Origin of the sequence: Curtobacterium citri (assembly GCF_030362955.1) — a bacterium.
In the GTDB taxonomy this organism is placed as follows: Bacteria; Actinomycetota; Actinomycetes; order Actinomycetales; family Microbacteriaceae; genus Curtobacterium; species Curtobacterium citri.
The window spans coordinates 17,900-40,997 of record NZ_JAUCML010000012.1 but is presented as its reverse complement, the minus strand read 5'-3'; the positions used below and the strand labels follow the sequence as shown (position 1 = coordinate 40,997).

General features: G+C 73.0%; 22 protein-coding genes. 9 read left to right on the top strand and 13 right to left on the bottom strand.

The genetic code is table 11. The features are described from left to right. Window positions 1–28: 28 nt before the first annotated feature. Genes QUG92_RS15295 through QUG92_RS15280 form a run of 4 tightly spaced genes read right to left on the bottom strand, consistent with a single transcriptional unit; the run spans window position 29 to window position 4,265 of the window. Window positions 29–1,228 (bottom strand): molybdopterin molybdotransferase MoeA, encoded by a 1,200-nt coding sequence (locus QUG92_RS15295; RefSeq protein WP_289459831.1) that lies wholly within the window; start codon window positions 1,226–1,228, stop codon window positions 29–31. Beyond that, window positions 1,225–1,563 (bottom strand): DUF6457 domain-containing protein, encoded by a 339-nt coding sequence (locus QUG92_RS15290; protein ID WP_289459829.1) that lies wholly within the window; start codon window positions 1,561–1,563, stop codon window positions 1,225–1,227. Before QUG92_RS15290 ends, QUG92_RS15295 begins: the two co-directional genes overlap by 4 nt. 4 nt (window positions 1,564–1,567) lie before the next feature. Next, on the bottom strand, window positions 1,568–2,176 hold the full coding sequence (gene mobA / locus QUG92_RS15285) for a molybdenum cofactor guanylyltransferase (RefSeq protein ID WP_289459827.1): 609 nt from the start codon (window positions 2,174–2,176) through the stop codon (window positions 1,568–1,570). A gap of 55 nt (window positions 2,177–2,231) precedes the next feature. Next, the gene (locus QUG92_RS15280; RefSeq protein WP_289459825.1) at window positions 2,232–4,265 is read right to left on the bottom strand and encodes a glycosyltransferase family 39 protein; all 2,034 of its coding nucleotides are present in this window, start codon (window positions 4,263–4,265) and stop codon (window positions 2,232–2,234) included. 204 nt (window positions 4,266–4,469) lie between these two features. Between QUG92_RS15280 and QUG92_RS15275 the strand changes: the two genes are divergently transcribed. Further along, window positions 4,470–5,741 (top strand): endo-1,4-beta-xylanase, encoded by a 1,272-nt coding sequence (locus QUG92_RS15275; RefSeq protein ID WP_289459824.1) that lies wholly within the window; start codon window positions 4,470–4,472, stop codon window positions 5,739–5,741. Window positions 5,742–5,961: 220 nt separating this feature from the next. Continuing rightward, window positions 5,962–7,827, top strand: a complete 1,866-nt coding sequence (locus tag QUG92_RS15270) for a pectate lyase-like domain-containing protein (RefSeq protein ID WP_289459822.1) — start codon at window positions 5,962–5,964, stop codon at window positions 7,825–7,827. A gap of 266 nt (window positions 7,828–8,093) precedes the next feature. Here the strand turns inward: QUG92_RS15270 and QUG92_RS15265 are convergent, their stop codons facing one another. Both QUG92_RS15265 and QUG92_RS15260 read right to left on the bottom strand, forming a co-directional pair. Next, window positions 8,094–9,788, bottom strand: a complete 1,695-nt coding sequence (locus QUG92_RS15265) for a hypothetical protein (RefSeq protein ID WP_289459821.1) — start codon at window positions 9,786–9,788, stop codon at window positions 8,094–8,096. A gap of 109 nt (window positions 9,789–9,897) precedes the next feature. Next, window positions 9,898–10,203: a putative quinol monooxygenase gene (locus tag QUG92_RS15260; RefSeq protein WP_289459819.1), complete on the bottom strand. Its 306-nt coding sequence runs from the start codon at window positions 10,201–10,203 to the stop codon at window positions 9,898–9,900. Window positions 10,204–10,416: 213 nt separating this feature from the next. On the opposite strand from QUG92_RS15260, the gene QUG92_RS15255 reads away from it, so the two are divergent. Genes QUG92_RS15255 through QUG92_RS15245 form a run of 3 tightly spaced genes read left to right on the top strand, consistent with a single transcriptional unit; the run spans window position 10,417 to window position 13,777 of the window. Further along, window positions 10,417–11,784 (top strand): MFS transporter, encoded by a 1,368-nt coding sequence (locus QUG92_RS15255; protein ID WP_289459817.1) that lies wholly within the window; start codon window positions 10,417–10,419, stop codon window positions 11,782–11,784. After that, window positions 11,781–12,623, top strand: coding sequence for a sugar phosphate isomerase/epimerase family protein (locus tag QUG92_RS15250; RefSeq protein ID WP_289459815.1), 843 nt, complete (start codon window positions 11,781–11,783; stop codon window positions 12,621–12,623). The genes QUG92_RS15255 and QUG92_RS15250 overlap by 4 nt, the downstream gene beginning before the upstream one ends. After that, complete coding sequence (locus QUG92_RS15245; RefSeq protein ID WP_289459813.1) at window positions 12,620–13,777, top strand: Gfo/Idh/MocA family protein; 1,158 nt, start codon at window positions 12,620–12,622, stop codon at window positions 13,775–13,777. The genes QUG92_RS15250 and QUG92_RS15245 overlap by 4 nt, the downstream gene beginning before the upstream one ends. 95 nt (window positions 13,778–13,872) lie before the next feature. Here QUG92_RS15245 and QUG92_RS15240 read toward each other — a convergent pair whose 3' ends face one another. From QUG92_RS15240 to QUG92_RS15220, 5 genes are all read right to left on the bottom strand, one after another. Next, on the bottom strand, window positions 13,873–14,310 hold the full coding sequence (locus QUG92_RS15240) for a hypothetical protein (RefSeq protein ID WP_289459811.1): 438 nt from the start codon (window positions 14,308–14,310) through the stop codon (window positions 13,873–13,875). A 211-nt stretch (window positions 14,311–14,521) separates the two neighbouring features. Further along, window positions 14,522–15,106, bottom strand: a complete 585-nt coding sequence (locus tag QUG92_RS15235; RefSeq protein WP_289459810.1) for a hypothetical protein — start codon at window positions 15,104–15,106, stop codon at window positions 14,522–14,524. Next, window positions 15,103–17,004, bottom strand: a complete 1,902-nt coding sequence (locus tag QUG92_RS15230; RefSeq protein ID WP_289459808.1) for an alpha/beta hydrolase — start codon at window positions 17,002–17,004, stop codon at window positions 15,103–15,105. The genes QUG92_RS15235 and QUG92_RS15230 overlap by 4 nt, the downstream gene beginning before the upstream one ends. Then, complete coding sequence (locus QUG92_RS15225; RefSeq protein WP_289459805.1) at window positions 17,001–17,342, bottom strand: hypothetical protein; 342 nt, start codon at window positions 17,340–17,342, stop codon at window positions 17,001–17,003. Before QUG92_RS15225 ends, QUG92_RS15230 begins: the two co-directional genes overlap by 4 nt. A gap of 231 nt (window positions 17,343–17,573) precedes the next feature. Beyond that, window positions 17,574–18,032, bottom strand: a complete 459-nt coding sequence (locus tag QUG92_RS15220; RefSeq protein WP_182046223.1) for a DUF4383 domain-containing protein — start codon at window positions 18,030–18,032, stop codon at window positions 17,574–17,576. A 228-nt stretch (window positions 18,033–18,260) separates the two neighbouring features. Here QUG92_RS15220 and QUG92_RS15215 point away from each other — a divergent pair, with 228 nt between their 5' ends. Continuing rightward, window positions 18,261–19,181, top strand: coding sequence for an ABC transporter ATP-binding protein (locus tag QUG92_RS15215; protein ID WP_182046222.1), 921 nt, complete (start codon window positions 18,261–18,263; stop codon window positions 19,179–19,181). Continuing rightward, window positions 19,178–20,032: an ABC transporter permease subunit gene (locus QUG92_RS15210; RefSeq protein ID WP_289459803.1), complete on the top strand. Its 855-nt coding sequence runs from the start codon at window positions 19,178–19,180 to the stop codon at window positions 20,030–20,032. Before QUG92_RS15215 ends, QUG92_RS15210 begins: the two co-directional genes overlap by 4 nt. Window positions 20,033–20,109: 77 nt before the next feature. Here the strand turns inward: QUG92_RS15210 and QUG92_RS15205 are convergent, their stop codons facing one another. Further along, complete coding sequence (locus QUG92_RS15205; RefSeq protein ID WP_182046220.1) at window positions 20,110–20,451, bottom strand: hypothetical protein; 342 nt, start codon at window positions 20,449–20,451, stop codon at window positions 20,110–20,112. A 173-nt stretch (window positions 20,452–20,624) separates the two neighbouring features. Between QUG92_RS15205 and QUG92_RS15200 the strand changes: the two genes are divergently transcribed. Next, complete coding sequence (locus QUG92_RS15200) at window positions 20,625–21,236, top strand: LppP/LprE family lipoprotein (RefSeq protein WP_289459801.1); 612 nt, start codon at window positions 20,625–20,627, stop codon at window positions 21,234–21,236. A gap of 24 nt (window positions 21,237–21,260) precedes the next feature. Here QUG92_RS15200 and QUG92_RS15195 read toward each other — a convergent pair whose 3' ends face one another. Beyond that, window positions 21,261–21,878: a hypothetical protein gene (locus QUG92_RS15195; RefSeq protein ID WP_289459800.1), complete on the bottom strand. Its 618-nt coding sequence runs from the start codon at window positions 21,876–21,878 to the stop codon at window positions 21,261–21,263. A 53-nt stretch (window positions 21,879–21,931) separates the two neighbouring features. On the opposite strand from QUG92_RS15195, the gene QUG92_RS15190 reads away from it, so the two are divergent. Then, window positions 21,932–22,996, top strand: coding sequence for a YeiH family protein (locus tag QUG92_RS15190; protein WP_289459798.1), 1,065 nt, complete (start codon window positions 21,932–21,934; stop codon window positions 22,994–22,996). The last annotated feature ends 102 nt before the right edge of the window (window positions 22,997–23,098 follow it).

Sequence of the window (23,098 nt, the reverse complement as noted above, 5' to 3'; positions counted from 1 at the left end):
GATCTCGCCGTCCTGCCTGTCCCGGTCCTCAGGTCCACGGCAGTCGGACGGGAGGCACGGCATCGCCCGCCACGCGGCCCCCGGACCCGACGACCAGCAGACCGTCCGCGTCGGCCAGGCCGCGCAGCATCGCCGACGTCTGGTGGGACGCCGGCACGGCACCGTCGGGCGTCGCCCGGTACGCGAGCACCAGTCCTCCCGGACGGTCGTTCGGCACGTCGACCGCCAGTCGGACCGACCCGGTCGGCTCGAGCGGGCGTCCGAGCAGCCCCGCGACGAGCGGCCCGCCGAGCAGCACGAGGCCGACCATCGCGGCCATCGGGTTGCCGGGCAGGCAGAGGTACAGGGTGGCGCCCCGGCGGGCGAGGAGCATCGGGCGTCCGGGGCGCACGTCCACCCGATCGACGAGGAGCTCGGCGCCGATGCGGTCGAGCGCACCGCGGACGTGGTCGGTCGACGACCCCGCCGTGCCGCCGGTGGTCACGACGAGGCGCTCGCGGGCGGCGTCCAGGACCCGGGCGGTGTGGTCGGCGTCGTCGGACACCCGCTCGGTGGCCACCGGCTCGGCGCCGAACGAGCGGAGCACCGCGGGCAGCGTGTGCGTGAAGACGTCGCGGACCTGCCCCGGGCGCGGCACGCCGCTGCCGACGATCTCGTCGCCGAGCACCGCCACCCGGGCGGTCGGGGCGGGCGCGACGAGCACGTCGTCGACACCGGAGGCCGCGGCCAGAGCTGCTCGGGGCGGGGTGAGGACCGTGCCGCCGGCGAAGAGCACCTGCCCGAGCGCGACCTCCTCGCCCGCCGGTCGGACGTGGCGACGCGTCGAGGGCGTGTGCCGGACGAGGAACCCGGCGTGGTCGACCGCGGCGTCCTCGGAACGAACCACCGCGTCGGTGCCCGGCGGCACGGGGGCCCCGGTCGTGATCGGCCGCGCGTGCCCGGGCGTCAAGCGTTCGTCCGACGGCACCGCACCGGCGACGATGGCCGCCCCGAGCACCCACGGGCCCTCACCGGCGACCGCCCAGCCGTCCATGGCGGCACCGTCGTGCCCGGGGACCGCGCCCGGTGCGAGCAGGTCGCCGACGAGCGTCCGTCCGAGCGCACCGGCCAGGTCGAGCCGCACCGGACCGGCACCGAGGTCCCGGACGGCGGTGTCCGCGGCGAGCCGACCGCCCTGCCGGTGGGCCTCGGCGCGGGCGTCGCCCCAGGGGAGGAGGACCGCCGTCACCGGGCGTCGGGCTCGGAGGACCCGGAGGGCTCGGAGGACCCGGAGGGCTCGGGGGATGCGGAGGGCTCGGAGGATGCGGGGGCGTCGCCGCGGGCCAGGGCCAGGCGGGTGGCGGTCGCCGCGGCATCGGTGACGTCGGCGCTCGACCCGCCACGGAGGCCCGCGGCGAACCCGACCAGGAAGGTGGTCAGCGGGGCGGCCGGACGGGCGACCCCGTGCGCAGCGTCGCGGGCGAGGTCGAGCACGACGTCGCGGTCGAGCGTGAAGTCCTCGGGGAACCCGAGCGCCTCGGCGAGCTCGGCGGTCCATGCGGCGAGGACGTCGTCAGTGGTCATGCGGTCAGTCAAGCAGCCCCGACCCGTCGGTGACCCGCCTGGCATCGGCCGGTTCGTCCACGTCCGCACAGAGTCCGGCATCCAGCGGGACCTCGACGATCCTGAGGTCCGCGGTCAGCCGCCGGACCGCCGCACCGTCGGGGTCGCCGAGCGCCCGGACCGCCGCGTGCAGCGCGTCCGAGCGGTACAGGGCGAGCAGCGGTTGCCGGCGCCCGTCCTCGTCGACCGCGACGAGCCCGTCGGCGTCGTCACCCGCGTCGTCGGCCGCGCCGAGCAGCTGCGCGACGGCGGCCTCGGGGCGGACCAGGTCGCACGCGAGCACGAGCGTCCACGGTGCCGGGTCGGCGACGGCGGCGAGGCCCGCGGCGATCGCGGCGACCGGTCCGCCGAAGGGCGGGTCCTCGCGGGCGTGGACGACCCCGTCGGGGGCCGAGCGCCCGTCGCGGAGCCCGACGAGCACGACCGTCGCTGCCCGTCCGGCCGCGGCGACCGCGTGGTCCGACAGTGTCAGGCCCCCCGAGACGAGCGCCGTCTTGTCGGCCCCACCCATGCGCGACGCCCGCCCGCCGGCGAGCAGTACGGCGTCGTGCGCCACGCTCACCGTCCCGGCCATGCCTGCACCCTAGCCACGGCGGCCCGCAACCGACGGCCCGAGCGGGACCACGGGGTCAGGAGCAGCGCTCCAGCGTGGAGGCCGACCCGCCCCTGCTCTGCCATGGCTGCGACTGCCCCAGGGCGGACCCCCACCGCTGCACCACCCGGCACCCGAGGTCCGTGGCGGCCTGGCGAACGGGGTCGGTCGGAGGCGTCCCGGCCGCGACGACCAGGAGGCGGGTGCGACCCGACCGCACGAGGGACTCGACCTGCGCCGTGGTGAACACCGGCACCTGCCCGGAGAACCCGCCGTCCGTCAGGACCTCGTCCCCGGTGGCACCGATGACGTCCGCGGCGAGCCGCCAGGAGTCGGTGAGGAAGAGCGGTGCGCCGTCCCGGCCGCCCCCGTCACGCCGTGCAGCGGCGACGAGCTCCCGGTCCTCGCCGGGCAGGGTCGTCTGTCCGCCCCACGGGTCCGGCGCGGAGACCGAGAAGCCGGTGGTGTCCGTGTGCCCCGGTCCGCGGCCGACCGGCGAGCGGCCGATGGCGAGCGCCCGTGTCGGGGCCCCACCGGAACGGGCGAACGCCCCTTGCGCGACACCGACCGAGGCGTCCGACCCGCTGCCGTCGCGGGACGCGTCGAGCACCTGCAGCGAGAAGCACGCGGGTCCCAGCACCACGGCGGCGACGAGCAGGCCGGCGGTGGTCCTCCGGCTGCCGACGACCCGCGTCGAGGGCGCATCCGCCACCCGGCGCCACCGCACGAGGAGCGCGACGAGGGCGGCCACCGTGACGCCGACGGCGAGGACGGCGAGGAGCGTCGGCTCCGATGACGCGCGCGCGAGCCACGCCCACCACGCGCCCTGGACGACGAGCAACGAGACGGGCACCAGCCGCAGCCGGCGGTCGGGCGCGTCGACGAGCCGGGCGGCGCTCCACCACCCGAGCGCCGCGAGGGCCGCGAGCTGGACGCCGATGCCGGCGACGTACGCGGTGTGCGGGAGGGTGAGGGCGGACAGCACCACGAACCCGGTGCCCAGCCACACGACCAGGGTGAGGAACGTGGCGGTGGGGACCCGGGCCTCCCGGACGGTGCGCCCCGGCCACCAGCGGACCGCACCCACGACGATGCCGGTGAGCGCTGCGGGCCACGACCAGCCGACCTGCGAGGCGTAGCGCGGTGTGACGAGCTGCAGCAGGGAGTGACCGGGCCGGTGCCCGGCGACGGCACGCCACGCATCCGCGGCGTGGGCCGAGGCGTGCCCGAGCGCGCCGACCGCACCGGGCCACGCGCCGGGCAGGAACCGGTCGACGCCGTTGTAGCCGAACACCATCGCGAAGACGCTGTCGTCGGTCGACCCGTCGACGTACGGGTGGTCCGCCGTCGGCAGCAGCGCGACGACCACCGACCAGCCGAGGCTCGCGACGACCGTCGCGCCGACGAGCACCGCGACGTGCCCGACGGCGCGGCGCCGGCGCGGCCCGGCACCGGTGGTGGCGAGGACCGTGCCGAGCACCAGCGCGGGCAGCACCATCCACGCCTGCAGCATCTTCGCCTGGAAGCCGACGCCGACGGCCAGTCCCGCCGTGAGCAGCGGCCACCACGTCCGGGTGAGCGCGGCCCGCTGCCACCAGACCAGGGCGACGGCCAGGGCTGCCGTGAGCAGACCGTCCTCCATCGGGTGCCCGAACATCGACACGAAGATCGGGGTCCCGGCGGTCAGGGCGGCCGCGACCAGGCCGGCGCGAGCGCCGAGCCACCGGAGCACGACGACCGAGACCGCGAGGGTGGTGACGGCCCCCTCGACGACCTGCGGCAGCGCGAGCGAGGCAGTGGACATGCCGAACAGGTGGATGCTGATCGCCTGGGGGACCGCGAAGCCCGCGAGCTTGTCGAGCGTGACGGTCGCGCCCGGGTCGAACGAGCCGGACAGGGACGCAGGCAGGGACTCCGACATCGACCGGGCGGCGGCCGCGTAGAAGGACAGGTCGCCGCCGCGCCCGAGGTTCCAGCTCGAGAGCACCGCGCCGAGCACCACGATCGCGGCGAGCGTGGCACGTTCCCCGCGGGTCTGCCGCCACCAGCGGGCGGGGTCGTTCGTCGTCATGCGGCGAGCGTCCCGCCGGAGTCGATGGAGGAGCCGTGCACGGGGAGGCCCGGTACCGCGGGTTCGTTCAGGTGCGGTACCGGGTGCTGGTGCGGGTCGCGGTCGCCGGACGATCTGCACTCGGGGCTGGGCAACCGGCCGAGCACCCGCTATGTTCGGCCGCACAACAAATCCTGGACAGACGATGACGTCGTAAGGAGCACCATGACCGGAGCGACCACGAGCACGGGCGGGTCCCCGCAGCAGGCCGTCGCACACCGCACGGGCGAGACGGTCCTGACCGTCGTCGACCACCACGGGACGCCGCTGGCGGACACCGAGGTCACCGTCGAGCAGACCCGCCACGCCTTCGGTTTCGGCAACATCGGCTTCGACTTCCTCGAGCTGGCGAACGGTGAACTGACCGGGAGCGCGGCCGCCGCCGCCGAGCACCTCGCCGACCTGTACACCGACGTCTTCACCACCGCGACGCTGCCGTTCTACTGGGGTCGCTTCGAGCCCGAGCGCGGCCGACCCGACACCGCCCGGCTCCGGCGCACCGCCGAGTGGTTCCGCGACCGCGGTGTCGCGCTCAAGGGGCACCCGCTCGTCTGGCACACCGTGCAGCCGGACTGGCTGCTCGGTCTGCCCCTCGACGAGGTCGAGCGGCTGCAGCGCGAGCGCATCCGCCGCGAGGTCGGCGAGTTCGCGGGGCTCGTCGACACCTGGGACGCCATCAACGAGGTCGTCATCATGCCGGTGTTCGACAACGGCGACAACGCGATCACCCCGCTCGCCCGGGCGAAGGGGCGCATCCCGACGATCCGGATGGCCTTCGAGGAGGCGCGCGCGACCAACCCGCACGCGACCCTGCTGCTCAACGACTTCGACCTGTCGAGCGCGTACGAGTGCCTGATCGAGGGCGTGCTCGAGGCCGGCGTGCAGATCGACGCCATCGGGCTGCAGACCCACATGCACCAGGGGTACTGGGGCGAGGAGACGATGCTCGCGATGGTCGACCGGTTCGCCCGCTACGGGTTGCCGCTGCACCTGACCGAGACGTCGCTCGTGTCGGGTGACCTCATGCCCGCGCACATCGTGGACCTCAACGACCACCAGGTCCCCTCGTGGCCGTCGACGCCCGAGGGTGAGGCCCGGCAGGCCGACGAGGTCGAGCGGCACTACCGGAGCCTGGTCGGGCACCCGGCGGTCGAGTCGGTCACGTACTGGGGGATCACCGACGCGGGCGCGTGGCTCGGGGCACCGATCGGCCTGGTGCGCTCGGACGGGTCGCCGAAGCCGTCCTACGAGGCGCTGCGGCGGTTGGTGAAGGACGAGTGGTGGACGGCGCCGACCGTGCTGCGCACGGACGAGCGGGGTCGGGTGTCGGTGCGGGGGTTCCGGGGGGAGTACCGGGCGGACGTGCGCGGTGCGTCGACGGCGTTCGGCGTCGGTCGTGCGCCGGGGCAGCAGGAACTGGTCGCGCCCGCCGGGTGAGCGGACGGCGGACGGGAGGCGCGGGGCGGGGCCGCCACGCGCCTCCCGTCCGTCGGGTACCGGGTCCTGACTGCGCGATCCGTACCGGACCGGTCGTACCGGGCCGCCGCCGCGCTACGCTGCTGCCACCCACCACCGGCGGCCGTCGACGAGCGCCCCGAGGACAGCGACGTCCTCCCTCCGCGCGAGCGGCCACCTGTCTGCAAGGAAGCAGGTCAGCGTGTCCTCATCCATCAACTCGTCAGCCGGGAGGACCCGCACGGCGGGTCGCGCGCTCGGCATCGTCGCGGTCGTCGGCGCCGCGGCACTCGGCGTCCTCGGCCCGGCGCAGCTCGCCGTCGCGGCACCGCTCACGCCGCCGCCCACCGACCTCGGTCCGAACGTCCTCGTCTTCTCGCCCGACATGCCCCAGGCCGACATCCAGGCGAAGGTCGACGCCGTCCACGACCGGCAGGTCGACGACGAGATGGGCACCGGCCGGTACGCGCTGCTGTTCCGGCCCGGCGTCTACGGTTCGGCGTCCGACCCGCTCGACGTCCGCGTCGGGTACAACACCGAGGTCGACGGCCTCGGGCAGGACCCATCTGGTGTCACGATCAACGGCGGCGTCACCGCGACGGGTCGCAACGGCAGCGGCTCGCTCGACACCTTCTGGCGGTCGGTGTCGAACCTCACGATCAAGGTCGTGCCGACCGCGGACTCCTGCCACACCGGCAACGAGATGTGGGCGGTGTCCCAGGCCGCGCCGATGCGGCGGGTGGACGTGAAGGACTACACGACGTTCATGCCGTACTGCGAGAGCCCGAACTACGCCAGCGGGGGCTTCGTCGCCGACTCCCGGCTCGAGGGCGGGGCGCTCAACGGGTCCCAGCAGCAGTTCTACGTCCGCAACACGGACCTGGGTGCCGGCTGGTCGAACGGCGTCTGGAACCAGGTGTTCTCCGGCGACCTGAACGCCCCGGCGCAGTCGTTCCCGGTGCCGCCGTACACGACGCTCACCGCGACCCCGGTCTCCCGCGAGAAGCCGTACCTGTACGTCGATGCCGCGGGTGCCTACCGGGTCTTCGTCCCGAGTGCGCGGACGAACTCGGTCGGCACGAGTTGGGCGGACGGGCACACGGCCGGTACCTCGCTGCCGCTGAGCAGCTTCTTCGTGGCACACCCGGGTGACCCGATCGCGCGGATCAACTCCGCGCTCGCGCAGGGGAAGAACCTGCTGATGACCCCCGGTGTGTACGACGTCGCGCAGAGCATCGCGATCAAGCGGGCCGACACCGTGGTGCTCGGACTCGGCCTGGCGACCCTCACGGCGCAGAACGGCGCCGTACCGATGACGGTCGCCGACGTGCGTGGGGTCGACATCGCCGGCCTCACCTTCGACGCCGGGACCGTGGACTCGCCGACCCTGCTGCGCATCGGAAGCGGCCACGACAAGGGCGGTCCGCACGTCGCCAGTGCCGCCGACCCGACCGCGCTGCAGGACGTCTTCTTCCGTATCGGCGGCCCGCACGTCGGCAAGGCGACGACGAGCCTCGAGGTGAACTCGGACCACACGATCCTCGACGACGTCTGGGCATGGCGCGCCGACCACGGGGTGGCGGGATCGGTCGGGTGGACCGTGAACACCGCCGACACGGGAGTCGTCGTGAACGGCGACGACGTCACCGCCACCGGGCTGTTCGTCGAGCACTACCAGAAGTACAACGTGGTGTGGAACGGCGAGCGCGGACGGACCGTGTTCTTCCAGAACGAGCTGCCGTACGACGCACCGGACCAGGCCGCGTGGCGCCACGGGAAGGTCGACGGCTGGGCCGCGTACAAGGTGGCGGACTCGGTCAGGACCCACGAAGCGTGGGGCCTCGGCAGCTACATCTACACGAACGTCGACCCGAGCCTCCACGCGACGCAGTCGTTCGAGGTGCCGGACCGACCGGGTGTCGTCATGCACGACCTGACGACGGTCGCCCTCAACACGAACGCGGGGACGATCGACCACGTGATCAACGGCGAGGGGACCGCCGCGACCGGGGCGGTGTCGGGACAGCCGCAGACCGTGACGACCTACACGAACGGAGTGGCGCAGTAGCCGGCGGCCGACGGGCCTGACACGACGGCCCCCGGGAACTCCTCGGGGGTCGTCGCTCGTGTCGACGCCCGCCGGCGGTCCGGCCCGGGCGGACGGACCGGCGGTCGATCACTCGAAAGCGCACACGACCGCCCCGGAACGGCCACGCGAGGTGCAGGGTCGGTACCGGAGCATCCGCCCCGTCACGAACCCGAGACGTGGCGGGGTCGACGCGCTCGCAGTCGGGAGGCGCGTGGCGGGCCCGCCACGCGCCTCCCGTCCGTCCGTCAGGGGCAGCCGGTCTCGTGGGTCTCGTAGACGACGAACTGCCGCTGCCCGGCGACGAGCCAGGTCGCGTACGGCACCTGTTCGCGCACGGTCCAGCGGTTGCCCGGGCGGTACCGCTGCATCTGCCGCGGTGTCGCGTCGGTCGCGACGACACAGGCCGGTGTGTCGGAGAACTTGGCCTCGAAGCCCCAGCCCGGCTCGAAGGCGTCGCGGTTGACGACGCCCCCGGCCGCGTGCATGCCGACCCACTCGAACCCGGCGTCCACGCGCGACGCCGGGAACCCGGCTGCGACCGCGCGCTCCCCGGCCCGCCAGCGAGCGATGTCGTAGGAGAACGCGTTCAGGGTGATGCCGACGGACAGGGTCCCGACGACCACGGTCAGGCAGGCCGCGGTGAGCGTCGTCAGCGCGCGGGGGAGTCGTCGCGGGGTGAGTCGGGGGGACCGGACGGCGCGGTCCCCGGCCTCGGCGCGGCGTCGCGCGCCGGGGAGGAGGCAGCCGGCGAGGACGAAGGGCAGCACCGCGATGAGGTACCGGCCGTAGGACTGCTGGGGGGTGGCGAAGACGAGGAGCGTCCCGACGACGGCGAACACGGTGTACGACGTCAGGACCGGCAGGCGGAGGGGGGTCCGGGCGCGCTCGGCCCAGCACGCGGCGAGCAGTGCGCCCGCGACGATGGACACGACGGCCACGACCTGCCAGACCTCGGGCGCGAACACGACGCGACCGGGCGGCACCGCGTCGGCGTACGCCCCACCGCTGGACAGGTAGTTCGGCAGGAAGAAGCGCCCGGCGCCGTTCCGGTGCAGGGACCACAGGCCGACGCCGACGACGACGACGATCGCGGTCGCGCCCCGCCAGCGCCACTGCCAGGGACGAGCGAACAGGAGTGCGGCCGGCGCGCCCACGAGGGCGAGCTCGAAGTACCCGCGGGCGGCCTGCGAGGCGGTCTCGACCAGTGCGTGCCGCCGCAGGCCGAACTCGGCCGGATCGCTGTTCGGCAGGTGGCTGAACCAGACCAGGTAGAGGGCGAACACGGCCGTCAGGCCCACCGCGACGCCCAGGACGAGGACGGGCCGCGTCCGCACCACGCGTCGGGGAGCGCTCCGTCTGGTCGCGAGGAGGAACGCGAGGGCGACGGCCGCCGGTGCTGCGATCGCCTGCAGGCGCACGGTGCACCCCCACAGGCCGATCAGCATCGCGACGACGAACAGCCAGGGCGAGTCGCGTTCGAGTGCCCGCGTGCCGACGAGCACCGTGACGCCGGCGAGCGCGAGGGCGGGGATGTCGCCCATGAACGACGTGCTGAGCAGGGCGTACCCGGGCCAGAGCGCGACGACGATCGTCGCGACCCCGGCACGGGCCGCACCGAGACGAGGGAGCAGGAGCTCGTGCACGCTCGTCAGGAAGACGAGCGAGCAGACCGCGATGAACAGCTGCTGCGCGACGATCGACCGGGCGAGGGGTCCGAGCGGCACGACCTGGCCGAGGAGGGTCGATCGGTTCCAGCCGACGAGCTCGACGCGACCGGTCCTGCCGAAGGTCTCGGCGATCCGGCTGTACGCCCAGCCGTCGTTGTGGGGGATCGCGAGGTTGCCGCTCAGCGCAGCGACCGTCACCGGCAGGAGCACGCCGATCAGGACCGCGAGTCCGAGCAGGGGTCGGTCGGCGGTCCATCGAGCCGCTCGGCGCACGGTGGGTCTCCCAGGTCTCTCGGTCGCTCGATCGCTCGGCGAGGGGCGCAGGCAGGCCCCCGACGACGGTACCCGTTCCCAGGCGGTGCGACGGACCCGTGGGCGCGCGTCAGTCGAGGTCGAGCGTGCGGCCGAACGTCCGGGTGACGGGCGGGCCGGCGAGCACCGCGGCGAGGGCGTTCGCCGCGCCCTCGGGGGTCGCACGCCAGGCGACGTACGCGTCGTGGTCGCCGGCCGTCGTCCACCGCTCGAGCACCACGGCACGGTGCTGGTCGGCGTCGTCGACCAGCACCTCGAGCGACTCGTTGCCGGGGAAGCCTGCCGTCTGGGCGAGGGTCTCGCGGACCGCCGCGTCGATGGCGTCCTGGTCGACGTCGTCGCGGAACTGGACCTCGAGGAAGACCGTCTGGGTCACGGGTGCACCTTTCGTCTGCGGCGGCCGCACCTCGGCCACCCGTCGAGCCAACCGCCGGGCACCCGTCCGTGTTCCGAGCCGGTCCCGCCGCCCTCGTCCGAGACCGGTGTGACAAAAAGCTTCCGGAGGAAGGTTTTGCGTGCTACCGTCCTCTTCACCTAGCACCGCTAGGTATTCGAAGGGCCCCCGCCCCCGATGACTCGAGGAGGAGTCATGTCGACACCGACGTCGAAGGAAGAACCGCAGTCCGGTCTCGCCGGTACCGCGAACCCGCCGGTCACCGCCGCCGCCGGAGCGACCAGCTCCGACCCCGCCGCCGCATCGCGTGCGTTCTCGGTCGAGGGCCTCACCCAGTCGGTCAGCACCATGCGCGTCGGTGCCGGCTACCTGTGGGCGCTCAGCCTCGCCCAGTTCGGCCTGTTCGCCGCACTGCTCACCCCGGTCTTCGTGAGCATGTCGATCAAGGCGACGCAGCTCAACCCGGACAGCCCCGAGACGATCGTCGGTTCGGTCCTGCCGTTCGGTGCCCTCGGCGCACTGCTCGCGAACCCCCTCGCCGGGGCGCTCTCCGACCGCACCCGCACCCGCTGGGGCCGCCGCCGGCCCTGGATGGTGGCCGGTGTCGTCGTCTTCGTCGTTGCCCTCGCCTGGCTGGCGTTCTCGCCGGACGTGCTGCAGCTCACGCTCGCGTGGGTCCTCGCCCAGGTCGCCGCGAACGCGGTCCTCGCGACGCTGACGGCGAGCTTCGCCGACAACGTGCCCGAGTTCCAGCGCGGCAAGGCGTCGAGCGTCATCGCCCTCGCGCAGAACACCGCCATCCTCGCCGGCCTCTACCTGGCCGTGTACCTGGTCGGGAACCTGCCGGTCCTCTTCATCGCCCCGGGCGTCCTGGCGATCGTCGTGATCCTGGTCTACGCGTTCGTCGCCCGCGACGACCTGCCGTCGACCACCAAGCCCTTCAGCTGGTTCACCCTGATCGCCTCGTTCTGGACGAACCCGATCAAGAACCCCGACTTCGGGCTCGCCTGGTGGGGCCGCTTCCTCATCACCTTCGGCACGTTCATGTTCACGACGTACCGACTCCTCTACATGCAGGAGCACCTGGGCATCGAGAGCCTGCAGGAGGCCACGGCGACCGTCGCGTTCGGTGTGCTCCTGTACACGGTCGCCCTGCTCGTCAGCGCCGCCGTCTCCGGCTGGGTCTCGGACCGCGTGCGCCGCCGCAAGGTGTTCGTCTGGGGCTCGACGGCCCTCACCGCGGTCGGCCTCGTGATCCTCGCCCACATCGACACCGTCGGCGGGTTCTACTTCGCCGAGATCGTCCTCGGGTTCGCCTACGGCATCTACGCCGCCATCGACACCGCGCTCGTCGTCGACGTGCTGCCCGACCCGGAGCGTCCCGGCAAGGACCTCGGCGTCATCAACATCGCCAACGCCCTGCCGCAGTCGCTCGCCCCGGCGGTCGGCCTGTTCCTGCTCGGCATCGGCGGCGGCCAGAACTACACCCTCATGCTCTGGGGTGCCGGCGTCGCCGTGCTCCTCGGTGCGCTCGTCATCCTCCCGATCAAGAAGGTCCGGTGACCCCCGTGCGCCCCACCGTCTCCCTGCAGCTCTACACGGTCAACGCCGCGCTGGAGCCCGACCTCGACGCCGGCGTCGCCCGGCTCGCCGCGATCGGCTTCGACACCGTCGAGGCGTTCGCCTTCGTCGACCGCGCCCCGCAGCTGAAGCAGGCGTTCGACGCGCACGGCATCAGCGCGAAGACCGGTCACGCCTTCCTGGTCGAGGAGTCCGTCCCGCTGCCGGACGGCACCTCGATGACCGCGCCGTCGCACGCCGACACCTTCGCCGCGGCGCAGGTACTCGGCATCGAGATCGTCATCGACCCGTTCGTCGGACCCGCCGCCTGGACCACCCGCGAGGGCGTCGAACGTGTCGCCGCTCGCCTGAACGCCGCTGCGGAGGAAGCCGCCGCCCACGGCATGCGCGTCGGCTACCACAACCACGACCACGAGCTCCGCCCGCACATCGACGGCAAGCCCGCGCTGCAGGTGCTCGCCGAGATGCTCGACCCCCGCGTCGTGCTCGAGCTCGACCTGTACTGGGCGACCGCCGCCGGCATCGACGTGGTCGCGTTCGTCCAGGAGCTCGGGGACCGCATCGTCGCCGTGCACGTCAAGGACGGGCCGATGCGCGACGGGATCTCCACCGCACAGGTGCCGACCGACCAGACCCCGGCCGGCCAGGGTGACGTCCGCCTGGCCGACGCGCTCGCCGCGGCCCCGGCCCTCGAGTACGCCGTCATCGAGTTCGACGGCTTCGACGGCGACGTCTTCGACGGTGTCGAGCAGTCCTACCGGTGGCTGCGCGCCACCCTCGCCGGATCCGACGAGACGGCCGCGACCGAGGTGTCCGCATGACCCGCACCGGCCGCGTCGGCGTCGGCTTCATCGGCGCCGGCATGATCAGCGAGCAGTACCTGACCAACCTCACCACGTTCCCCGACGTCGAGGTCGTCCGGATCGGCGACATCGACACGGAGCGTGCCGCAGCATCGGCCGCGAAGTGGGGCGTCGCGGCCTCCGGCACCGGTGACGAGGTCCTCGCCGACCCCGACGTCGAGATCGTCGTCAACCTGACGTTGCCCGCCACCCACGTCGAGGTCTCGACGGCCGCACTCCGTGCCGGCAAGCACGTGTGGAGCGAGAAGCCGATCGGTGTCGACCGTGCCAGCGCGGCCGGCCTGGTGGCGCTCGCCGACGAACTCGGCCTCAAGCTCGGCATCGCGCCCGACACGGTGCTCGGCACCGGCTGGCAGACCGCCAAGCGCGCGATCGAGGCAGGCGCGATCGGTACGCCCCTGACCGCCGTCACGAGCTTCCAGTGGCAGGGGCCCGACGTGTTCCACCCGAACGCGTCCTTCCTCTACGCCAAGGGTGCCGGGCCGCTGTTCGACATGGGCCCGTACTACTTCACGGCGCTCGTGCACCTGCTCGGCCCCGTCGAGTCGGTGGTCGCGACGGGCACGAGGTCCCGCGACACCCGCCAGCTCGTGGTCGGCCCCAACGCCGGTCAGGAGTTCCCGGTCGAGGTGCCCACGCACCTCTCCGTCCTGACGTCCTTCGAGCAGGGCGGTAACGCCCAGTCGCTGCTGTCGTTCGACACCCCGCTGTTCCGGCACGGCGTCTTCGAGGTGAACGGCACCGAGGGCACCATCGTGCTCCCGGACCCGAACACCTTCGGCGGCGGGCACCCGATCCGGATCGCTCGACCGCTGGGCGCGGACGTGTCGTTCCCGATCGAGCAGGAATGGGAGACGCTGTCCGACGAGGAGCCCACGGTCGGCCGCGGGCTCGGCATCCTCGACATGGCGCGGGCCATCCGCGGGGGCGGCTCGCACATCGCCACGGGCGAGGTCGGCTACCACGTGCTCGACACGATGGTCGCGGTCGAGGAGTCGGTCGAGCGCCGTGCGTTCGTGCCCGTCGAGTCGACGGTCGCGCCGATCGCGTCGCTGCCCGAGGACTTCGACCCGCTCGCGGCGACCCTGGAGGGTGCGTCCGCCGCGGTGTAGGTGACCGGGTGACGGACGGGAGGCTCGGTGTCGGCTGGCACCGGGCCTCCCGTCCGTCGTGTGGCCGGTCCCGCGCGTCCCTGCCGGGAGTCCGGTCAGGAGCCGGCGCCGTCCGAGCGTGTCGAGGACGGGGTGGCCCCGGGGACGTCCGGCGGCGTCTTCGTGTGGCGCTCCGCGTACGCCTCGGCGTTGAGCGCAGCCACGTCACCAGTGGCGCAGGGCGTCTGCACGGTGATCGTGGTCGCGTGGGCGTTCGTGGTGAGCTCGACGAAGGACCCGTCCTTCGTGCTCCCCACGCTCGGGTAGCGCAGCCGGTCGCCCGGCGCATCGCCGCCGATGGCGGAGCGGACCGCAGACCAGCCGAAGCCGGACCACCGTTCCTCGACGGCCGCGAGCAGACGCGTCCGTGAACCTGGGTCGGAACCCGGGCCGATGCGACTCACCAGCCACTGCGCGCCGGTCGAGCCACACCCGCGAGCGGCGGTGTCGTACGCGAGCCACTGGCCCTCGAGGAGCGCCTGTGTCGTCTCCACCCGCTCGTTCGTCGCGTCCCAGACCCGTTCCGCGGGATGGGATGGACCGTGTGACATCTCTGCCTCCTGAGGCGATCGGGTCGAGCAGCTGCTGAGGGCGAGACCGAGCGCCACGACGGCGACGGCGACGCGGAGGCTGTGGTACAGATACCTCCTGGCTTCGTGGAACGACGGCCTCCCATCCTGGCGCATCGTCAGGACGGTCCGTCGCTCACGATCCTGCGCCCGCCGTCGGTGCGGAATCAGGGACGTCCGGCGGCGTCTTCGTGTGGCGCTCCGCGTACCGCTCGGCGTTCAGCGCAGCCGCGTCCCCCGGCGTGCACGGGGTCTGCAGCTGCAGGCTGGACGCGTGGGCGGTCGTCCGGAACTCGATGAAGAAGCCGTTCTGCAGGGTGCCCGCCGAGGGGTGGCGGAGTCTGACTCCTGGTGCGTCGCCCGACATGGCTTCCTCGGCGGCGTCGTACCCGCGTTCCGTCCACAGCGCACTGATCGCCGCGACGACGTCGGCCCGGTCGGAGCCGGAGGTGCCCGGGCCGATCCTTGTCGCTCCCCACCGGACTCCGCCGATACCGCACCGTTCAGCAGCTGAGTCGGAGGCGACCCAGTCCCCGACGACCTTCGCCTGGGTTGCTTCGGCGAGGGCGTCGGCCTCGTCCCACGCTGCGCGAGCGTCGGACTGGTTCGAGGGTGACATGGTCGTCTCCTTCTCGGGTGCCGCGGCCGAGCAGCCGGGCAGCAGGACCGTCGACATCGCGAGGATCGCCCCCAGGACGAGGCGCGAGCGGGTCTGGATCATGGGATCTTCCTTCCACTCGGGGTGTACCCGAGTGACGTGTAGGACGTGTTCCGCAACGAGGACGTCCCGCGATCGAGGTACCCGACATCCTCCCCGTGCTCCCCACGGAGCGCATCCTCTGCTGCCGGAGTCGCGGAGTGACCACTCGATCCGGGGTACCGCCTGCCTCCGACGACCTCGTCGTTCGACGAGAAGGTCCGCGCGCCCCAACTCGGGTCGCCGGGGTTCAGCCGGTGGGAGCTCGGGAGGACTCCGACCGTCCTTCGGTTCGTGGTGAACGGGTTCCCGGTGTCCAGCGGTTGATCGCCTCCAGCACCGGGCCCCGGGAGCTGGACGAGGCCGCGTCCGACGTTGGCGACGGTGTCCAGCTTCGACTGGGAGGCCCAGACGTGGTCGGGTGGTACATCGACCGCGTGCACGTCCGGCACGCGTGCGTCGATCCCCGCGGAGGCGAGCAGCGTGAGGTTGGCCACCGGGGCCCGCGCGACGGCGAGCGTGGCGGTGGTGGTGCCGTAGGAGTGCGCGACCACCGACACGTGCGCTCCGCCGGCCCAGCCCCGGGTGCGGGAAGCGCCGTCGATGAAGCCCCTCAGCCGTGCAGCTCCGTCGACGGCCTTGGCTGAACCCAGGACCTCCGTGCTGGGCGGCATGTCGGGGGTGTCGTACCCCATCCAGGCGACCGTCGCGACGTCCCGATCGGCTCCCAGGAGCGCAGCCGCCGTCCGCTGTTCCCCACGCAGGTTCGCAGCGCCTTCGGTCCACGCCTCCATGCTGTCGGCAACGGAGTTGCCCATCCCGGGGACGTCGACGGTGATGTTCGAGGCAGTGTCCATGTCTCCGACCGCCACGGCTGCCAGGGGCGGGTCTCCGAGTGTCAACGCGACGATCGATCGCGGGATCGCGGCCGTCGATGCCGCGAGCGTCCTGTCGAGTGCTTCGAGTGCCCGCGCGCGTTCGAGGACGCGCTCGTACTCGTCGACCTCCGAGGCGAGCAGCGGCTCCCCGGCGCGGAACCGCGCGAGGAAGACCTCCCGTGCCGCCTGCGCCTCCGGCAACTCGACCTCGAGCGTGTGTCGGTTGGCCCGACCACGGTCGGCGTAGCGAACCCCGTCCAGGTTGCCGATCACGGCCGACAGCCCGGTGACCAGGGCAGTCCGCTCGTCGCCGTCGAGGGCGGACCACCAGCGCCGTACGGACCGGACCGCCGGCGGCTCGTCGAGCAGGCGCCGTGCGTCGTCCGGGTGTTCGGCCGCCCAGTGCTCCAGAGCACCCGGCCCGTCGGCGGCGAGCTCCGCGAGCATCGGGAGCCGGAGCGCGTCGTCGAACCCCTGTGCGACGCCGGCCAGGTCGACCATGAGCAACGGCGGGGCGAACGTTCCGCCGTCCGGTCCGGGCAGGAGGAGCGATCCGCCGCCGACCTGTGTGCGAACGGCCCGCGAGAGGTCCTCCTGCGCCTGGTCCCACCGCGTGTGCAGGCGACGTGCTCGGCCGAGGAGGTCGTCGTTGTCGGCGCGGTACTCGTCCGGGACCACGTCGTCCGAGTCGGAAGCGGCGACGCGTGCGCGGAGTTCCTCGACGTCCGCGAGCAGGGCGCGCCGGCGTCGCCGCACCGTGGAGACCTCGTCCGCGAACGCCTCGAGCGCCGCAGCGACCGCGCCACCTGCGGAGGCCAGTCCGTCCGCCGTCGCTCCCGCGTCGTCCATCGCCCGCGGGAGTGCGTCCGTCGCACCGTGGGCGCTGAGGACCGACCCGATGCCGGCCCACGCGGCGGCGGCGGCGCGGGCAGCCGACCGCACGGCTTCCGTCGCGCTCCGGAGTCCGACGGCTCCGTCGGACACGGCACCCGGGGTCGGACGGACGTGCGGCAACGCCGACTCGTCGATCAGGGCCGGGGTCACCGGGTCAGGGCTCCGGTGGTGGCCCCCGCTGCGGTGGTGGTCGCAGCGGCCATCTCGACGTCCGCCACCGCGAAGGCGTCCGCTGCCCCGGTCGCGGCCTCCACCCCCGCCACGACCGCTCGGACCGCGGCGGGCGCGTCGTCGCGTCGCGCGGAGCGGAACGCCTGCGCAGCCCGAGCCGACGCGGTCCCCGCCAACGAATCGACGACGGCGTGCAGCGCCGCGTCGACGTCGACCGCCGCCGTCCGCATCGACGAAGCGGCGTCCACCGCACGCTCGACGATCGCCTTCGCTCCCGCGATGTCGACGTTCCATCCCTGTGCCATCACCTGTGCCATCAGCCCCCCTCGGTCCTGCAGCAGGCTAGGGAGCCGCCGCAGCGGCCGCACGTACTCCGTACATCGCTGTGGACGACGGCAACGGGCGGACATCGTGTGGAGGACGTTCGGACCCCGGGACACGACGACGCCCCCGCCGCTGCTGCGACGGGGGCGTCCGGTGACCCCTGATCCCGTGGTGGCCACCGCTCTCGTGACGGACCGTCCAGCACCGGACGGAACGTCGACGGGTCAGCGCGCGGTACGACCGGCGCGGGGGAGGACCAGGCCGAGCACGATCATCGCGACGGCGAGGAAGGCGTGCAGCACGTTGTCGGCGCTGTTCAGCGGCACGAAGTTCGCCGCGCCGGCCATGTTCGCGACGAACAGGCCGAAGACGAACAGCACGGCGTAGATGATGCCGCCGATGAGGAGGTAGGAGCGGGACCCACCGGCGGTGCGTGCGGCGAGCAGGCCGACGATGCCGAAGAGCAGGTGCACGATGTTGTGGAGCGCCGAGACCTGGAACAGGCCGAGGAGCATCGCCATCGACCCGTTGCCGGCGAAGGACATGGTGCCCATGTCCATCGTCAGGCCCGGGATGAAGCCCGCGATGCCGACGATCAGGAAGACCACCCCGAACAGGAGCGCGCCCTTCTGCGTCAGCGTCGAGCCGTAACCGGTGGTGCGTGTTGCTGCGTTGCTGGTCATGATGCCAGTCCTTCCGAATGTGTCGCCTGACGACGTTCCCGGGCCACCGCGCGATGGTGGTGGCGTCGTCTCTCAGGTCTTTCGTAGCAGTTGTCCAGCCGGATTGGTCAGATCCGATCCGACTTCGTCCCCCTCGACACGCAATCCGGCGTCCTCCTCGGGGATGAGGCGCGGTCTCCTCCCGTGGGGGGACGCGGCCGGACCGGACACGGCAATAGCGTTGCCGTCGTGATCGAGATCGAGCATCTGTCCAAGCGCTACGGCGCCAAGACCGCCGTCGACGACGTCTCCTTCGTCGTCCGTCCCGGCATCGTGACCGGCTTCCTCGGGCCGAACGGTGCCGGCAAGTCCACGACCATGCGGATGATCATGGGCCTCGACACCCCCTCCGCGGGGAGCGTGCGGGTGAACGGGCAGGACTACCGCTCGTTCCGCGACCCGCTCCGCCAGGTCGGTGCCCTGCTCGAGGCGAAGGCCGTCCACTCCGGACGCAGTGCCTTCAACCACCTGCTCTCGCTGGCGGCCACGCACGGCATCCCGAAGTCCCGGGTGCACACGGTCATCGAGCTCACCGGGCTCGAGTCGGTCGCGAAGAAGCGCGTCGGGGGCTTCTCCCTCGGCATGGGGCAGCGGCTCGGCATCGCGGCGGCACTGCTCGGCGACCCGAAGACCCTGATCCTCGACGAGCCGGTCAACGGCCTCGACCCGGACGGCGTCGTGTGGGTCCGCCAGCTCGCGCGGCACCTGGCGTCGGAGGGGCGCACGGTGTTCCTCTCCAGCCACCTGATGAGCGAGATGGCCCAGACGGCCGACCGCGTCGTGGTGCTCGGACGGGGCAAGGTCCTCGCCGACGCCCCGATCGCCGAGTTCGTCGCCGGCAGCGGCCAGGGTGGGGCAGCGCGGACGCTGGTGCGCACGCCGCACCCGGACCAGCTCTTCACCGCGGTCGGGTCGGCGGCGACCTCGATCACCCCGCGCGAGGACGGTGCCTTCGTGGTCGTCGGCCCCGACGCCCAGCAGATCGGCACCGTCGCGGCGCAGACCGGCGCGGTGCTCCACGAACTCACCCCGATGGGTGCGAGCCTCGAGGAGGCGTACATGGCCCTCACGAAGGACGAGGTCGAGTACCAGGCGGAGGTCACCCGATGAGCGCCGGGACGACCACCGCGATGCCCGGCCGGGTCGGGCTCGGCGCCGGCCGACTGGTCCGCAGCGAGTGGATCAAGTTCCGCAGCATCCGTTCCACGTTCTGGTGCTACGCCATCATCGTCGCGCTGACGATCGGGCTCGCGGCGATCATCGGCCTCAACGCACCGGTCATCGGTCTGCCCGAGGGTGCCGAGGTGACCCAGGAGGTCGCGAACCGCCAGATCGTCATGCTCAGCACCTCGTCCGTCGGGTTCACCGTCCTGGTGGCGGCCGTGCTCGGGGTGCTCATCATCACGGGCGAGTACGGCACCGGTCAGATCCGGTCGACCTTCACCGCCGACCCGCGCCGCACCGGTGCGGTCCTGGCCAAGGCGGTCGTCCTGGCCGTGGCCACCTTCGTGGTCAGTGCGGTCGCGACCTGGATCGGCGTGGCGCTGGTGGCGCTGTTCCAGGCGGACAAGGGCGTGCACGCCGACCTCGCCGACCCGTCGGTCTTCATGCCGATCCTCGGGTCGTCCGTGTTCGTGACGCTCATCGCCCTGCTCGCGTTCGGCATCGGACTGCTCGTGCGGTCGAGCGCCGGCGGCATCGCGATCGCCCTCGGCGTGCTCCTCGTGCTCCCGATCGTGCTGCAGCTCGTCGCCAGCCTGGTGAACCAGCAGTGGCTGCTCGACGTCTCGCGGTTCCTGCCCGACCAGGCGGGCGGTCAGCTGTACACGTACGAGTCGTCCGGCACGCAGCAGACCGAGGGTGTCGTCCTGGACGGCTGGGCCGGCTTCGGCGTCCTCGCCGCCTGGGTCGTCGCGCTGGGTGCGCTCGCGCTCGCGACGGTCAAGCGACGCGACGTCTGACGCGACGACCTGACGGACGGGAGGCCCGGTGCCAGCTGGCACCGGGCCTCCCGTCCGTTCCGTGGTCCAGCCCGGTGTCAGGCCGCCCGGGTGAACAGCGCGCGCAGCGCGCGCCCGAGCCGACCCCCACGTTCCGGCCGGTCGACGACCTGCACGGCGCGCGTCGGCATCCGGAACGCGAGGTCGTGCAGCATGTTCCGCTTCGACCCGTCCCAGTTCGCGAAGAGGTACGAGCCGCCGATGAACGACATGCTCCGCACGGGGGTGCGCTTCCACGAGTCGGCGGCGACGTAGTATCCGGCGTGGCCCGCGTGGATGTGGTCGATGACGGTGTCGACGTCGACGACGCCGGTCGTGGTGACGACGGCGGTGATGCCCGTGCGGTCGCGGGCGACGTACTCGATGAGGTGTTCGGTCACGGCGTGCTCTGATCTGGTCTGCTCGACCCGGGCCCTCGGGTGTCAGGGCGTCGGGGAATGACTGGAACCGCCCTTGCTTCCGGCTGCATGGTACGCCTCGCCCGGGTGTCCATCCAGGGCACGGTGCGCCCGGTGGACGGACATCCGGAGAGCGCGGCGAGCATCCTGGTCCCATGCGCACCACCAGCACCGTCCGCACCACCGGTCTCCTCGTCCTCGCGGTCGCCGGCACCGTCGCCCTCGCCGGGTGCACCGGTGGTGCCGGCTCCGACCCGACCGCCACCGTGACGCGGACCGTGGCGGCCTCGCCGACGTCCGCGACCGGAGCGGGGTCGTCGTCCACCCCGTCGACGACCCCGTCGTCCACCCCGACGTGCGGTCCCGCCGACGGTGCCGCTGCGGCTGCGGGACCGATCGCCGACCTGCCGGTGCCGGCCGGGCTCGAGGGCGCTCGGTGGGACGCGTCCCGTGCCGACACCACGGCGTACGACGGGTGCGCCGCGCTCTCGGCGGTGACGGTCTCGGTGGTCGACGCCACCGCCAGCTCGCCGGTCGCGGTCCTGCTCTTCCACGACGGCACCTACCTCGGCACCGCGACGAAGGAGCAGTACGCCTTCGTGCCGGGTGTCACGCGCACCGCGCCGGACGCCCTCCGGGTCGAGTACCGCTACGCGATGCCCGCGGACAGCAACGCCGACCCGACCGGTCGCGCGACGGCGACCTACACGTGGGACGACGGCGCCGGTCGCGTCGAGATGACCGGCGACGTCCCGCCGACGCCCTGACGGCCGAGGGCGGACCCTGACGGTTCAGGGGCGCAGGGACCGCAGCACCCGTCGGAGCGTGTCGAGCTTCGGCTGGCCCGCCTCGAACGGCCGCCCGAGGGCGGACCGCGGCTGCAGCACCACCGCCCCGTCGGTCGTCGTGAGCCAGAGCCCGTAGTCCACGCGACGGCCGCGGTCGTCCTTCGTCGCCAGGTCGATCCGCTCGATGCTCGACCACGGGATGGTCATCACCGGGTCGGGCGAGACGGCGGTCCAACCGAGCAGCCCCGAGCCGTCGACGGTGAACAGGGTGATCCGCCGGTCGGGCAGGTCCTGCGGTGCGCTGATGCCGCGTGCGCTGACCGGCAGGTGGAACGCCGGCTGCCCCTGTCGGTGGGCGTGAGCGAGGGCTCGCCGGTCCTGTCGGGTGTCCCGCCACGCGCTGATCGGCACGACGACGCAGGACACCGCACCGAGCAACGGCACGATGACGACGACCGAGACCCGACCGAAGGACGCGATCGCGTCCGCGTGCAGCGCCTCGACCACCAGCACGCCGACCGAGAGGGCGAGCAGACCCACGGCTCCGAGCACGAACGGCCGGAGCGGCGGGACCACCCCGTCCCGCAGCCGCTGCACCCACGGGGACGACTCGACCTGCACCGCGCCATCCTGCCCGTGCCCCCTGGACGCACCGCGGTGGGATGCTGGTCGTCATGCCCCTGTCCCGCCCGGCGGTCGTCGCCGCCCTGCCCGGTGTCGCGCTCGCCGTCGTGATCGGCCTCGCCGCGACCCTGGTCGGCCGCGCCGTCCCCGTCGTGGGCGGACCGGTGCCGGCCGTCCTGCTCGGGGCGGTGGTCGGGTGGCTCGTGCGGCGTCGGCGGCAGGAGGACGGCGGTGCGGCGGACCTCGGCGGGCTCCAGCCGGGCGTGAAGTTCGCGTCGAGCCGGGTGCTGCAGGCCGCGGTCGTCCTGCTCGGGGCGCAGCTCTCGATCGGCGAGGTCCTGCGCATCGGCGGCGAGACCCTCCCCGTGATGCTGACCACCCTCGTGGTGTGCCTGGTCGCCGCGTGGGGGATCGGACGGCTGCTCCGGGTCTCGAGCACGCTCCGCACGCTCATCGGCGTCGGGACCGGGATCTGCGGCGCCTCGGCGATCGCAGCGGTCACGCCCGTGGTCGGTGCCGCCAGCGCCGAGGTCGCCTACGCCCTGTCGACGATCTTCCTCTGCAACATCGCCGCCGTCTTCGTCTTCCCCCTGGTCGGCCACGCCCTCGGGCTGTCGCAGCACGCCTTCGGCGTCTTCGCCGGCACCGCCGTGAACGACACCTCTTCCGTCGTGGCCACGGCCACGATCTACGGGCGCCAGGCGACCGACACCGCGGTCGTCGTCAAGCTGGTCCGGACCCTCATGATCATCCCGATCGTCGTCGGGCTCGCCGGTCTGGAGGCCCGCCGCACCGCCCGCTCGCAGCCCGCCTCCGTCGACGGCTCGGGTCGCGCCGGGGGCGTCCGCGTGTTCCGGTTGGTGCCGTGGTTCCTGGTCGGCTTCCTCGTCGTGGTGCTGCTCCGGACCGTCGGGGTCCTGCCGGCGTCGGTGGCCCCGGCGTTCTCCACCGCGGCCACCTTCCTCATCACGGTGGCGCTCGCCGCGGTCGGGGTCTCGACGGACTTCGCGGCGCTGCGCCGTGCCGGGTTCCGGCCGATGCTGCTCGGCATCGCGCTCTGGGTGCTCGTCGCGGTCACGAGTCTCGGGGTGCAGGCGGCCTTCGGGCAGCTCTGACGCGGGAGCGGGAGCGGGATCGGGCGCTGGCGGCCGCGCAACGCGGGTCGCTCCCGCGCAACCGGAGGCACGTCGCGCCACGCGATCCCGTGGCGCGACGTG

Bases quoted from the DNA above. Each gene is read 5' to 3' on its own strand.
- QUG92_RS15245 (WP_289459813.1), top strand. From the start codon at position 12,620: ATGACCCGCACCGGCCGCGTCGGCGTCGGCTTCATCGGCGCCGGCATG.
- QUG92_RS15235 (WP_289459810.1), bottom strand. From the start codon at position 15,106: ATGATCCAGACCCGCTCGCGCCTCGTCCTGGGGGCGATCCTCGCGATG.
- QUG92_RS15220 (WP_182046223.1), bottom strand. From the start codon at position 18,032: ATGACCAGCAACGCAGCAACACGCACCACCGGTTACGGCTCGACGCTG.
- mobA (WP_289459827.1), bottom strand. From the start codon at position 2,176: ATGGCCGGGACGGTGAGCGTGGCGCACGACGCCGTACTGCTCGCCGGC.
- QUG92_RS15210 (WP_289459803.1), top strand. From the start codon at position 19,178: ATGAGCGCCGGGACGACCACCGCGATGCCCGGCCGGGTCGGGCTCGGC.
- QUG92_RS15190 (WP_289459798.1), top strand. From the start codon at position 21,932: ATGCCCCTGTCCCGCCCGGCGGTCGTCGCCGCCCTGCCCGGTGTCGCG.
- QUG92_RS15255 (WP_289459817.1), top strand. From the start codon at position 10,417: ATGTCGACACCGACGTCGAAGGAAGAACCGCAGTCCGGTCTCGCCGGT.
- QUG92_RS15280 (WP_289459825.1), bottom strand. From the start codon at position 4,265: ATGACGACGAACGACCCCGCCCGCTGGTGGCGGCAGACCCGCGGGGAA.
- QUG92_RS15290 (WP_289459829.1), bottom strand. From the start codon at position 1,563: ATGACCACTGACGACGTCCTCGCCGCATGGACCGCCGAGCTCGCCGAG.
- QUG92_RS15225 (WP_289459805.1), bottom strand. From the start codon at position 17,342: ATGGCACAGGTGATGGCACAGGGATGGAACGTCGACATCGCGGGAGCG.
- QUG92_RS15275 (WP_289459824.1), top strand. From the start codon at position 4,470: ATGACCGGAGCGACCACGAGCACGGGCGGGTCCCCGCAGCAGGCCGTC.
- QUG92_RS15200 (WP_289459801.1), top strand. From the start codon at position 20,625: ATGCGCACCACCAGCACCGTCCGCACCACCGGTCTCCTCGTCCTCGCG.